This is a genomic window from Streptomyces sp. NPDC048057 (assembly GCF_040653095.1).
Lineage (GTDB): Bacteria > Actinomycetota > Actinomycetes > Streptomycetales > Streptomycetaceae > Streptomyces.
In genome coordinates, this window is the sequence record NZ_JBEZNF010000005.1 from 79,502 (window position 1) to 93,044 (window position 13,543).

8 protein-coding genes are annotated in these 13,543 nt (G+C 73.8%); 6 read left to right on the plus strand and 2 right to left on the minus strand.

What is annotated here, in order from left to right; genetic code table 11:
* Positions 1 to 15: 15 nt before the first annotated feature.
* Positions 16 to 1,527 (minus strand): ankyrin repeat domain-containing protein, encoded by a 1,512-nt coding sequence (locus AB0E05_RS07165; RefSeq protein WP_361960151.1) that lies wholly within the window; start codon positions 1,525 to 1,527, stop codon positions 16 to 18.
* Between the two features lie 23 nt (positions 1,528 to 1,550).
* Positions 1,551 to 2,477 (minus strand): hypothetical protein, encoded by a 927-nt coding sequence (locus tag AB0E05_RS07170; RefSeq protein WP_361960560.1) that lies wholly within the window; start codon positions 2,475 to 2,477, stop codon positions 1,551 to 1,553.
* 502 nt (positions 2,478 to 2,979) lie between these two features.
* On the opposite strand from AB0E05_RS07170, the gene AB0E05_RS07175 reads away from it, so the two are divergent.
* The 6 genes from AB0E05_RS07175 to AB0E05_RS07200 all read left to right on the plus strand — a co-directional run bounded on the left by AB0E05_RS07175 (position 2,980) and on the right by AB0E05_RS07200 (position 13,345).
* Complete coding sequence (locus AB0E05_RS07175) at positions 2,980 to 3,732, plus strand: serine protease (RefSeq protein WP_361960154.1); 753 nt, start codon at positions 2,980 to 2,982, stop codon at positions 3,730 to 3,732.
* Positions 3,733 to 3,976: 244 nt separating this feature from the next.
* On the plus strand, positions 3,977 to 7,108 hold the full coding sequence (locus AB0E05_RS07180) for an endo-alpha-N-acetylgalactosaminidase family protein (protein WP_361960157.1): 3,132 nt from the start codon (positions 3,977 to 3,979) through the stop codon (positions 7,106 to 7,108).
* A gap of 63 nt (positions 7,109 to 7,171) precedes the next feature.
* Entirely contained in the window at positions 7,172 to 7,525 is a 354-nt protein-coding gene (locus tag AB0E05_RS07185; RefSeq protein ID WP_361960161.1) for a chorismate mutase, read from the plus strand.
* A gap of 179 nt (positions 7,526 to 7,704) precedes the next feature.
* Complete coding sequence (pepN, locus tag AB0E05_RS07190; protein WP_361960164.1) at positions 7,705 to 10,278, plus strand: aminopeptidase N; 2,574 nt, start codon at positions 7,705 to 7,707, stop codon at positions 10,276 to 10,278.
* 194 nt (positions 10,279 to 10,472) lie between these two features.
* Positions 10,473 to 11,876, plus strand: coding sequence for a pyridoxal-dependent decarboxylase (locus AB0E05_RS07195; protein ID WP_361960167.1), 1,404 nt, complete (start codon positions 10,473 to 10,475; stop codon positions 11,874 to 11,876).
* On the plus strand, positions 11,873 to 13,345 hold the full coding sequence (locus AB0E05_RS07200; protein WP_361960170.1) for a SidA/IucD/PvdA family monooxygenase: 1,473 nt from the start codon (positions 11,873 to 11,875) through the stop codon (positions 13,343 to 13,345). Before AB0E05_RS07195 ends, AB0E05_RS07200 begins: the two co-directional genes overlap by 4 nt.
* Positions 13,346 to 13,543 lie beyond the last annotated feature (198 nt).

The window sequence follows — 13,543 nt, forward strand, 5'->3', positions numbered from 1 at the left end:
CTTTGAAGACACTCCCTAGCGACAGCGCGGCACCGTCGACTCCAGGCGGCGGCGGGTCGGTTCGTCCGTGACGGTGTCCACCGCTGCGAGGGCCGTTTCGTACGCCGGGCTGTCCGGGGCGCCGTCCGCCAGGAGGCGGACCAGGGCCGGGACGGCGCGCGGGTCCTGGCGGCGGGCCAGGCCGCCCGCGGCCTCCGCGGACGTCGCGGGGGTCGGGTCGTCGAGGCGGGCGGCCAGGGCCTCGCGGACCTCCGGGGTGTCCGCGGGGGACTTCGCGAGCGATGCCGTGGCCCGGTCCCGTACGTCGGCGTCCGCGTCCGTGCTGAGCGTGATCAGCGCGGTGACGCCCTCGCCGGCGTCGCCGGTGACCAGGTGCGCGAGGGACCGGGCGACCTGGAGGCGGACGGCGGGGGACGGGTGGGCCGCGTGCCGAAGGACCTCCGGGAGCGCCGCCGCGTCCGCCCGTACGCCCAGCGCCGCGACGGTCGTCTCGATCAGTACGGGTTCTTTCGCCTCCCGCGCGACCGTGCGCAACTCCTGCACCGCGCGCCCCGCCAGCGCGCCGTCGGGGCCGCCCAACTCGGCCAGGACGTCCGCGCCGAAGGCCCGCCGCAGCGGATCGGTGCTCGCGCACCACGCCTGCGCGGCCTGGAACGTCTCCTCGTCGCCGCGCGCCCACAGCGCCAGCACCTGCTCGGTCCAGTTGTCCTGGGCGCGGTGGCCGCAGCGCAGCGCCCGGTCCGCCAACTGCGCGTAGGGCGTGCGTATCCCGAGCGCGGACTCCAGCAGCGTCACGACCGCGGGGTGCCCGGTCTGGGACTCGCGACCGCCGACCGTCCGCCCGTCCCGCAGGACTTCGACGACGACGGTCACCCCGCCCTCCTCGGTGATGCGACGGGTGACCGTGCCGGACACGTCGTCCCAGGTGTCGAGGAGCGTGGTGCGCACCTCCTGGGCGACGTCGCGTTCCAGCCACGGCCGGGCCTCCGCGAGGGCCGCCGTCAGGGTCGCCCGGTGGGCCGCTGCGCCGTGGTCGAGCAGGGCGCGCACGGTCCGGGGCGAACCCCGGCGCGCGGCGACCACGAGGGGCGGTTCGCCGCCCGGGCCCGGCAGGTCGGGGTCCGCGCCGGCCTCCAACAGGACCCGCGCGGTCGTCGCGTACCCCTGCTGGACCGCCCAGGTCAGCGCGCGGAAGCCCATCGACTCGGCGGTGTCGGGGCGGGCGCCCGCGGCCAACAGCGCCCGGCAGACCTGTGCGTGGCCGCCGACGGCCGCACCGCACAGCGGGAGGTCGCCGCCGTCGTCGCCGCTGGGGCGCTCCGGGTCGGCGCCGGCCGCCAGCAACAGGCGCACGACGTCGAGGTCGTTGTGGAGGGCGGCCACGTACAGCGCGGTCTGGTCGTCCTCGTCGGTGGCGTCGGCCGGCACGCCGGACCGCAGCGCGCGCACCACCGCGTCGGCGTCGCCTTCGTGGACCGCCGCGAACAGCGCCTCCGGTCCCACGCCCACGCTCTCTCCCTCTCGCATGATCCGAGCGTACGGAAGATCGTTCACGTGTCGCATTCGAGAATGGTCCGGCACAGCCCGCAGCGGGCCCGGACCCGGCCGCGGACCGGGACGCGGATGCGCTGGTGACAGGTGGGGCAGGGGAAGGCGACCCGCAGGCCGTCGGGGCCGTGTTCGAAGGCGTACTCAGCGGTGCCTTCGACGGCGCACGCCGGCCGCAGGCTCTCGGGGGACTCGCGCGCGTGGCGCCGGTCCTTGGCGTAGCGGTGGCGGCCGGTCCAGCCGGCCGTGGTCAGCGGCGGCTGCTGGGCGTCGCGCAGCGCGTGCGCGCGGCCCTTGCGGTACGCCGTGTAGCCCTGGGGCGAGGTGAACCACGGCGAGGGGTCCTCGTCGAAGGCGAGCGCGCGTTTGGCGAGGACGTAACCGAACTCCTCGGGGGTGAGGTAGCCGAGCTTCTGGCTCGTCAGGGCGTCCTCGCGGAAGGCGTCCAGCAGCAGCCAGCCGGCGCCGAGGTAGGTGGTCACGGTGTCGGTGAGGATCTCGTTGGCGCCCGTGTCGGGGAAGGACAGGCCGAGGCGGTGCAGCAGGACGTGGGTGACCTCGTGGGCGAGGGCGGCGCCGATGTCCCTGCGGTGGGTGCGGAAGCGGTCGTTCAGTTCGATGAAGTACTCCGGCCCGTCGGTCAGTTCGACGCTCGCCGCGTGCTCCATGGGGCAGAAGCTGACGATCATCCGGGCGTCGGGCAGGCGCAGGTGGCGCACGAGGGCGCGGGCGACGCGCTGGGCGCCGAGGTGCAGGTCGTCGACGTCGGAGAAGGCGACGTCGGCGGGGAGGACGCTGAGCGCGTACGCCTGGAGGGCGTCGGGCGGCAGGGTGCGGTGCAGGGCGGTGATGGCGGCGCGGACGGTGCGGAGGTGGGGGAAGCCGTGGGCGACGGCGCCGGCGGTGCCGGCGACGTTGGCGGTGCGGATGGCTTCGGCGGCGCCGGCGGCTGCGGTGGCGCTCGCCGTTCCGGCCGCGCTCACGGTCGTCACACGGCTCGCGGTGGCCGCCGGGCTCGTCGTTTCGGCCGCGCTCACGGCCGTGGCCGGGCTCGCCGCTGTGGTCGTGCGGATGGTTTCGGCCGTACCCGCGCCCCCGGCCCTGCCGACGGCTCCGGCCGCTGCGGCGGCGCTCCCGTGCCCGGCGGTCCCCCTGTCGTTCGCCACCACGTCCCGTACCCCCTGTACGACGGTCGGCCCGCAATCCACTGTACGGGGACGGCGTCCGTCGGCACGTCGAGCCCGTCCGCCGGGCCGGGCGCCGGTCCGAGCCATGGCTGAAAACCGCGCCTTGTGGCGCCCGTGGCGGACTCTCCATAATCCGGATCACGTCTTGTCGGGCCCATGACAGATTCATCACCCCTCTTCTGTCATGGTCACGTCAGTCGGACACCGACCCCCCACGAAGGGCAGAGCCTTGAAGCTCCTCAGCATGTTCAAGAGAGTCGTCGCCGCCGGCGCCGTCGTGCTCGCCGCCGTCAGCCTCCAGCCCACCGCCGCCTTCGCCGCCCCGCCGCCGGTCGTCGGCGGCACGCGCGCCGCGCAGGGCGAGTTCCCCTTCATGGTGCGGCTCTCGATGGGTTGTGGCGGCTCCCTGCTGACCCAGCAGATCGTGCTCACCGCCGCGCACTGCGTCAGCGGCTCCGGCAACAACACCAGCATCACCGCCACCGCCGGTGTCGTGGACCTCCAGAGCAGCAGCGCCATCAAGGTCCGCTCGACCAAGGTCCTCCAGGCCCCGGGCTACAACGGCACCGGCAAGGACTGGGCGCTGATCAAGCTCGCCCAGCCGATCAACCTGCCGACGCTGAAGATCGCCGAGACCGCGCAGTACAACACCGGCAACTTCACCGTCGCCGGCTGGGGCGCGGCCCGCGAGGGCGGGGCGCAGCAGCGCTACCTGCTGAAGGCCACGGTGCCCTTCGTCTCCGACGCCACCTGCCGCCAGGCGTACCCGGGTCTGGTCGCCAACGAGGAGATCTGCGCCGGACTGCCGCAGGGCGGCGTCGACACCTGCCAGGGCGACTCCGGCGGCCCCATGTTCCGCCGGGACAACGCCAACGCCTGGGTCCAGGTCGGCATAGTGAGCTGGGGCCAGGGCTGCGCCCGGCCCAACTACCCGGGCGTGTACGCCGAGGTCTCCAACTTCGCCGCCCAGATCAAGTCGGCCGCGGCGAGCCTGTAGCAGCGACGCGCACCACCTGCGGGCAGGCGCGTGGACCTCGGGTCCACGGCCTGCCCCTCGCTGCCAGCCGGATAGGTCGTCGCCCGAGCGCCCGCCCGCCACAAGCCCTGTGGGGCCTGCACGACTTGAAAGCCTTGAAAGCCTTGGAAGTCCGCAAGCCTGAAAGCCTTGGAAGTCCGGCGGGTCCGGTGCGGGCGTGGCCGGAAAGTCCCGCCGCTGTCCGGCGAGTTCGAGGAGACCCCGCGTGCACCACGACCCGACCGCCGGTACGGCTTCCACCTCAAGCAGCCCCCGGCGCCGTACCGTCGTCGCCTCGGCCGCGTTCGCCGCCGCCACCGGGCTCGTCGCCGCCCCCGGCAGCGCCCGGGCCGCCGCTCCCTACGCCCCGTACTCCCGCACGGCCAACACCACCGTGCTGCGCTCGCGCCAGCTGGACGTGCTCGTCGACAGCCGTTTCCCGCGGATCGTGTCGTACACCGACCGCGGCACCGGCGCCGTCCTGCACGGCCTGGACGAGCCCGTCACGTCCCTGACGATCGACTCCGTGGCCCGCACCCCCGGCTCCGTCACCGCCCGGGCCCGCGCCGACCGGATCGCGTACACCCTCTTCTTCGGACCGACCGAGATCGACGTGGAGATACGGGTCGAGGGCTGGCAGGTCCACTGGCGCGTGACGCGCCTCGCCGACACCCCCGAGCTGCGCGTGGGCACCCTCCAGGCCCATCCGCTGCTCGCCGTCCGCAGCGACCAGCCCGGCGCCGCCCTGTACGCCGCGCGCATCCACCTCGACAAGGCGGGCAGCGGCGACACCCTCGTCGCCCTCACTCCCGGGACCCCGACGGAGCCGGCCCCGACGGGCTGCGCGTACGCCGTCGTCGCCCACGACCGGCTCGGTGGCGCCGTCGAGACGAACGCCGTCTACGACAAGCCGACCTCCGCCGCCGGCACGACCTGGGAGAACGGCCGGCTGTGGCGGCAGACCGTGGAGCGCGACGGCCACCGCACCGCCCGGCTCGGCCCCGGCCAGTGGACGCACCGCGCGGCCGGCGCCGAGATCGCGGACGTCGAACCCCTCCCGTACGCCACGGTGATCGTCACCCGCGACCGCAACGGCGACGGCGTCGTGGACTGGCAGGACGCGGCGATCGCGTTCCGGGACGTGATGGTCGAACCGCTCGGCGCCGACGAGCAGCACCTCAGGGTCGTCCCCCACATCCCCTTCAACTTCGCGTCCCAGGCAACCAATCCCTTCCTCGCCACCCTCGACGAGGTCAAGCGGATCTCACTGGCGACCGACGGGCTGCGCCAGTACACCCTGCTGAAGGGCTACCAGTCCGAGGGCCACGACTCCGCCCACCCCGACTACGCGGGCAACCACAACAAGCGCGCCGGCGGGCTCGCCGACCTCAACGCGCTGGTGCGCGAAGGCCGCGCCTGGGGCAGCGACTTCGGCGTGCACGTCAACGTCACCGAGTCGTACCCCGTCGCCAACGCCTTCTCCGAGACCCTCGTCGACAAGACGAACGAACAATGGGACTGGCTCGACCAGTCGTACCGCATCGACCAGCGCCGCGACCTGACCTCCGGGGACGTCGTCCGCCGCTTCGCCGATCTGCGCGCCGAGACCGACCCCGCGCTGAACATGCTGTACATCGACGTCTTCCGGGAGTCCGGCTGGACCTCGGACCGGCTCCAGCGCGCCCTGCGCGACCAGGGCTGGCTGATCACCACGGAGTGGGGCCACGGCCTGGAGCGCTCCGCGCTGTGGGCGCACTGGGCGACCGAGACCGACTACGGCCCCGACACCTCCCGCGGCATCAACTCGAAGCTGATCCGCTTCATCCGCAACCACCAGAAGGACGTCTTCGCGGACAAGTGGCCCACCCTGCTGGGCATCCCGCGCACCGGGAACTACGAAGGCTGGGTCGGCAAGGTCGACTGGACCGTCTTCCACCGGCAGATCTGGACCGATTCGCTTCCTGCGAAGTACCTCCAGGCCCGCCCGATCAAGCGGTGGACGGACCACGAGATCACCTTCTTCGGCCCCGAGGCGACCGCCGTGTCCGACGCCGACGGCACGCGTCGGATCGTGACCGACGGCCGTACGGTCTACGACGGCGGCACCTATCTGCTGCCGTGGGAGCCGCGGGACGCCACCGACCCGGCGAAGCTGTACCACTACAACCCGGCCGGCGGGACGACGACCTGGCGGCTGCCGCGCGGCTGGGCCGGCCGCAGCCGACCGGCGCTGTACCGCCTCACCGACCAGGGCCGGGTGCACGTGCGCGACCTGCGGGTACGGGCCGGGGGAGAGGTCACGATCGACGCCGAGCCCGGACAGCCCTACGTCGTCCACCGCACCCGCGTGCCGGCTCCGCGCCCGCCGCGCTTCGGCCAGGGCACCGCGCTGAGGGACCCCGGCTTCCACTCCGGCACCCTCGACGCGTGGGCCGTCACCGGGGCCGCGGCCGTCGCCGTCACCCCGCACGGCGACCGTGAACTCACTTTGCCGCCCGGCCCCGCCGCCGCGGTCGCCCAGCGGCTGACCCGGCTCGCGCCCGGCACGTACGCCGCGTCCGTCCAGGTCGAGGTGGGGGAGCGGGCCGGCCAGCGCCGGCGGGCGAGCCTGGAGGTCCGTACCGCCGACGGCATCACCGCCGCGAACTGGACGGACGTCTCCACCGCGACGAACCACGTCGCCGCCGACCGCAAGCACGGCACCCGCTTCCAACGGATGTTCACCCGCTTCACCGTCCCCGAGGGCGGCGGCCCCGTCACCCTCACCCTGCGCGCCGACGCCGGCGACGCGCGCGTCCGCTTCGACAACGTCCGGGTCGTGGCCGCGGCCCCCGCCACGTCACGGCCCGGCGCGGTGGCCTACGAGGACTTCGAGCACGTCCCCCAGGGCTGGGGCGTCTTCGTCAAGGGCGACGCCGGCGGCGCCACCGACCCCCGCACCCACATCGCCCAGCGTCACGCCCCGTACACCCAGCGAGGCTGGAACGGCAAAGTGATCGACGACGTCCTCGACATCGGGGACGGCACCGAATCCCTGAAGTCCCGCGGCGAGAACCAGGGCCTGGTGTACCGCACCGTGCAGCACACCGTCCGCTTCGTCCCGGGCCGCCGCTACCGGGTCTCCTTCCGGTACGAGAACGAGAAGGCCGAGCAGTACGCCTGGGTGACCGGCGTCGACGACCGCGAGCTGACCCGGGCCGCGCTGCCGGTGGCGACCGCGCCGACGACGTACGCGTACGACTTCACCGCTCCCGAGGGCGGCGACGGCGCCGAGACGTGGGTGGGCCTGCGCAAGACGGGGACGGACGGGAAGGCCGAGTTCGTCCTCGACGGCTTCGAGGTGCGGGAGGCGGACTGACCCGTGTCCCACGAGCTGAGCTGCCCCGCCCCGCCCACCGCCCCCGACGTAAGCTCGGTGACCATGACCACCAGGGACATCGACGAAAGCGTCACCGCGGAGCTGGACCGCCTCCGGGGCAGCATCGACAACATCGACGCCGCCGTCGTCCACATGCTCGCCGAACGCTTCAAGTGCACCCAGCAGGTCGGCCGCCTCAAGGCCCAGCACCAACTGCCGCCCGCGGACCCCGCCCGCGAGGCCCGCCAGATCGCCCGCCTGCGCGAACTCGCCGAGAGCGCGAAGCTCGACCCCGCGTTCGCCGAGAAGCTGCTGAACTTCGTCATCGCGGAGGTGATCCGCCACCACGAGCAACTGGCGAGCGACCCGGAGGCGGCGGCGGAGACCGCTCGGGACGACTCGGGGGCGCCTTCCTGACCGTTGGGGGAGATCCGGGAGAGCCCGCCCGGATCCGCGAGCGCCGCGTACCGACCCGCACCGGCCGGCGCAGCAGGCGCACGCTCCGTACGCCCACCGTCACCCGCACGATCCCGTGCGCTCAGAGCGCAACCCCCACCCGGTGTGCGATCCGACCCCCATCAGGCAGCATGGCCTCCATGCCCGTACTCACGCGTGACGAAGCGCAGACCCGAGCCCAGCTCCTCGACGTCCACCGCTACACGATCGGCCTCGACCTGACCACGGGGACCGAAGGAGCCGAAGGCACCGGAGCAGCCGCCGCGGACACCGGGTCGGGGGCGGCGGACGCGCCGGGAGCCGAGACGTTCGGCTCGCGGACCGTCATACACTTCACCGCCCGCGCGGCCGGGGACACCTTCGTCGAAGTGAAACCGGCCGAACTGCTGTCGATCACCCTCGACGGCACCCCCCTCGACGTCGCCGCGCTCGACGACAACCGCTATCCGCTCACCGGACTGACCGCCGGGGAGCACGAGCTGGTCGTCGAAGCCCGCATGCGGTACTCCCGCACCGGCGAGGGCATGCACCGCTTCACCGACCCCGTGGACGGTGAGACGTACGTCTACACCCAGCTCTTCCTGGACGACGTCGAACGCGTCTTCCCCTCCTTCAACCAGCCCGACCTCAAGGCCGTCTTCGAGGTCGCCGTCACCGCGCCCCGGGACTGGACCGTCCTCGGCAACGGGATCGCCACCGACGACGGCGACGGCACCTGGAGCCTCGCTCCCACCCCGCCGCTCGCCACCTACTTCGTCGCCGTGGCCGCCGGCCCCTTCCACTCGGTGCGCACCGAGCACGCCGGGCTCCCCTTCGGACTGCACTGCCGGCGCTCCCTCGCGCACCACCTCGACGAGGACGCGGACGAGCTGTTCGAGATCACCCGGCAGTGCTTCGACCGCTACCACGAGAAGTTCGAGGAGCCGTACCCCTTCGACTCGTACGACCAGGCGTTCGTGCCCGAGTTCAACGCGGGCGCGATGGAGAACCCCGGACTCGTGGTCTTCCGCGACGAGTTCGTCTTCCGCTCCGCCGTCACCGAGACCGAGCGCCAGACCCGCGCCATGGTCGTCTCGCACGAGATGGCGCACATGTGGTTCGGCGACCTGGTCACCCTCGCCTGGTGGGACGACATCTGGCTGAACGAGTCCTTCGCCGAGTACATGGGCTACCAGGTGCTGAGCGAGGCCACCCGCTTCACCGACACCTGGGTCGACTTCGCCGCCAACCGCAAGAGCTGGGGCTACGACGCCGACCAGCGCCCCTCCACGCACCCGGTGGCCCCCGCCACCGACGCCGTGCCCGACACCGCGTCCGCGCTGCTGAACTTCGACGGCATCTCGTACGCCAAGGGCGCGTCCGCGCTGCGCCAGCTCGTGACCTGGCTCGGCGAGAAGGACTTCCTCGCCGGCATCAACATCCACTTCGCCCGGCACAAGTTCGGCAACGCCACCCTCGCCGACTTCATCGACTCCCTCGCCCAGGCCACCGACCGCGACGTGCACGCCTGGGCCGAGTCCTGGCTGCGCACCGACGGCGTGGACACCCTGCGCCCGGTCCTCACCGACGGCGGCGGGAGCTGGTCGCTGGAGGTGGCGCGGCAGGGCAGCCGGCCGCACCGGATCTCCGTCGCCGCGTACGACACCGACCCGGTCGACCCCGACCGGCTGGTGCCGCGCGGCCGGTTCGAGGTGGACGTGCCGTCGGTCGGCGCCGCCGCCGAGCCCCAGCCGGGCCGCCGCCCCTCCCTCGTCGTCCTCAACGAGAACGACACGACGTACGCCAAGGTCCGCTTCGACACTTCGTCCTGGGACACGGTCGTACGGTCCCTGTCCTGCGTGCCCGACCCGCTGACCCGCGCCGTGGTGTGGAACGCGGCGCGCGACATGGTCCGCGACGGGGAGCTGGCGCCCACCGCGTACCTGGAACTCGCCCGCGCCCACCTGCCGCGGGAGTCCGACCTCGCGGTCGTGCAGGGCGTGCTGGCCTTCGCCAACCACCAGATCGCGGAGCGCTACCTGCCCGAGGAGGAACGGTCCGCCGCGCTCGGCACGATCCGTGCGGTCTGCCGCGACATCCTGCGCCGCACCGAGGACGGCAGCGACAGCAGCCTGCGGCTGATCGCGGTCCGCCAGGTGATCGACGCGACGTCCCAGCCCGAGACCATCCAGGAGTGGCTGAACGACGGCAGCGTCACCGGTGGACCCGAACTCGACCCCGAGCTGCGCTGGCGCATCCTGTACCGGCTCGCGGTCCTCGGCGCGGTCGACGAAGCCGCGATCACGGCCGAACTCGACCGCGACCCCAGCGCCACCGGGCAGGAGGGCGCGGCCCGCTGTCGCGCCGCGCTGCCCACGGCCGGCGCGAAGGCGGCGGCCTGGGAGGCCCTGTTCGCCTCCGACGACCTCTCGAACTACCTGTTCAACGCCACCGCGCAGGGGTTCTGGCAGTCCGAGCAGGCCGAGCTGGTGCGCCCGTACCTGACGCGCTACTTCACCGACGCCGCCGCGCTCGGCGCCCGCCGGGGCCCCGCGATCGCCACGGCGGCCGGGCGCTGGGCGTTCCCGCTGCACGCGGTGGACCACGAGGTGCTGGAGCAGGGCGAACGGGCCCTCGAAGACCCGGCGTTGGTGCCGGCGCTGCGGCGCCAGCTCGTCGACCAGCTCTCGGACCTGCGCCGCGCGCTGGCGGTGCGTGCCCAGCCCACGCCCTGAGCGCCCGCTGAAGGCGTTTCGCGCCGCGGCCCGGACGACGATCCTCCGTCGTCCGGGCCGCGGCCTTTTCGCGCAGGCGCACCGGGCCATCACGGGCTCCGCCCAACACCCGCCGGCCTCGGCGTCGTTGTGCAGCGTGGTGTCCCGGGTCCCGGGCACTTCACCGCCCACGACCCGCGAAGGAGCGCCGCGCGATGGCCGTGCCCTCTTCGAACGCCGCCGCGGCCGGTGGGGCCGAGGGCCCCGGCGCGCTGCGGCCCCTCGTCGACGTCGTCCTGGCGGCGCTGCACGAAGGCGCCGTGACCCGTGACGGGCCGTTTCCCGCCGGCGGCCCCCAGAAGGTCGGATCCGAGGTGCGGCACGCGCTCGGCGACCCCTTCCCCCAGCGGGGCACGGGCGCCGAGGAGGCGCTGCGCAGCCTGGTGCGGGTGACGGCGCACGGCGCCGCCGACCCCGCGCACCCGCTGTGCACCGCCCATCTGCACACCTCGCCGCTGGCGGTCGCCGTCGCCGCCGACCTCGCGGCCAGCGCGCTGAACCCGTCGATGGACTCCTGGGACCAGGCGCCGGCCGCCGCCGAGTTGGAGGCCGCGATCACCGCGGCCCTCGCCGCCGAGGTCTACCCGGGCGTACCGGGTGTCCAGGGAGCGCCGCACCCCGACGCCCTGGTCACCACCGGCGGCACCGAGTCCAACCACCTCGGCCTGCTGCTGGCCCGCGAGCGGCACGGCGCGGTCCAGGTCGTCTGCGGAGCCGCCGCGCACCACTCCGTACGACGCGCGGCCTGGCTGCTGGGGCTGCCCGAGCCCGTCGCCGTACCGGGGCCCGGGGACGTGCTCGACCCGGCCGCGCTGGACGGCGCGCTCACCGACGTACCGCCCCCGCACCTCGTCGTCGCCACCGCCGGCACCACGGACACCGGGCGCATCGACCCGCTGCCGCAGATCGCCGACGTGTGCGCACGGCACGGCACGGAGCTGCACGTGGACGCCGCGTACGGCGGGCCGCTGCTGTTCAGCCCCCGGCACCGGACCCGGCTCACCGGGCTGGACCGGGCCGACTCGGTCGCCATCGACCTGCACAAACTGGGCTGGCAGCCGGTCGCCGCCGGCCTGTTCGCGGTACGGGACCGGGCCAGGCTCGCGCCGCTGGCCACCACCGCCGACTACCTGAACGCGGACGACGACACGGCAGCCGGCTTCCCCGACCTCCTCGGCCGCTCCCTGCGCACCACGCGCCGCCCCGACGTGCTGAAGGTCGCCGTCACCCTCCGGGCCCTCGGCCGCACCGGGCTCGCCGCGCTCGTGGACCGCACCGTGGACCTCGCGGAGCAGTTCGCGCGCCTGGTGGCGGGGCGGCCGGGGCTGGAGCTGTGGGAGCCGCCGACGCTCACCACCGTGCTCTTCCGGCCGGCCGGCGCCACGGACGAGGAGGTCGCCGCCGCCCGGCGCACCCTGCTGGTCGCGGGGGCGGCCGTGCTCGGGCGGGCGCGCGCGGACGGCCGGCTCTGGCTGAAGGCGACCCTGCTGAACCCCCGTACGACCACCAGCGACCTGAACGACCTGATCGCCCTCGTGGAAGGCAGCACCCGACGATGAACGACACGCCAGCACCGCCAACCGACCGGACGCGACCCGCGGAACGACCCCTGGACCTGGTGGGGATCGGGATCGGGCCGGCCAATCTCTCGCTCGCGGCGCTGGCCGACGGGCTCAACCGGCCGCGGCCCGGCGTCGCGTGCGGTGCGGGGGGCGAGGCCGAGGGCGTGGAGGTGGCCTTCTACGAGCAGCGCCCCCGCTTCAGCTGGCACGCCGGGCTCCTCATCGACGGCGCCACCCTCCAAGTGCCCTTCCTCGCCGACCTCGTCAGCCTCGTCGACCCCGCCAGCCCCTGGAGCTTCCTCAACTACCTGCGCTCGTGCGAGCGGCTGTTCCCCTTCTACTTCGCCGAGCGCCTCCACATCCACCGCGCCGAGTACGACGCGTACTGCCGCTGGGTCAGCGAGCACCTGCCCGACCTGCACTTCGGGCACCAGGTCGACGCGGTGCGGTGGAATCCGGAACGGGACCTGTTCGAGGTCGACTTCACCCAGGTGGGCGCCGACGGCGAGGTGGAGGCCCTGGGCCGCACCCACGCCCGGAACGTGGTGCTGGGCGTCGGCACCGAGCCGTACGTCCCCGATCCGCTGCGGCCCCTCGTGGACGCGCCCGCCGCCCCCGTGTTCCACTCGGCCGACTACCTCGACCACCGCGAACGGATCCTCGCCGCCGACCACGTCACGGTCATCGGCTCCGGACAGTCCGGCGCGGAGGTATTCCTCGACCTGCTCAGGGCGCGCCCGGCGGGCCGCGAGCGGATCCACTGGCTGGCGCGGACCGAGGCGTTCGCGCCGATGGAGTACTCCAAGCTGGGACTTGAGCACTTCACCCCGGACTACGTCCGCTACTTCCACGCCCTGCCGCAGGAGACCCGCGACGGGCTCGTCCCGCGCCAGTGGCAGCTCCACAAGGGCATCGACGCCGACACGATCGCCGCGATCCACGAGGAGCTGTACCGCCGGTCGCTGCACGGCGGTTGGCCGGACGCGGTCCTCACGCCGGGGGTGCAGGTGCGCACGGCGGGGCGGGTCGCGACGACCCGGGTGGAACTCCACCTGGAACACGTCCAGCAGGGCGCCCGCTCCCGGCTGACGACGGACGCGGTGGTGCTCGCCACCGGCTACCGGGAGCGTCCCGTCGGCCGGATGCTCGCCGGACTCGACCCGTACGTCCGGCACGACTCCGCGAACCGGCCGCGCATCGACGAGGAGCACCGGCTGGTCCTGGACCCGTCGGTGACGGGCTCGGTGTACGTGCAGAACGCGGAGACGCACACGCACGGCGTGGGGGCGCCCGACCTGGGGCTCGCGGCCTGGCGCAGCGCGAGCATCCTGAACTCGCTGACGGGGCGCGAGCCGTATCCGCTGCCGCGCCGCACCTCCTTCACCACCTTCGGGCTTGAGCGGCGCGAGGCACCGAAGATCCCGGGGCAGGGGAAGCGACTGACGCCGCTGGTGCGGGGGTGGTGAGCGCGCGCGGCGTCAACCGCTGAGGGTCGGTGGGCTCGGAGCGGGGCGGTGTGGTGGGGTCGCGGGTGGTTTGGCAGGGCGGTGTGGTGGGGTCGCGGGTGGCGCGCGGTTGACCTGGGCGGATGGGACGATCCGGGAGGTTGTCCACAGGGGAGGCGGTGTGTCGGCGACGGATGCGAGAGTGTCAGTACGTCAGCA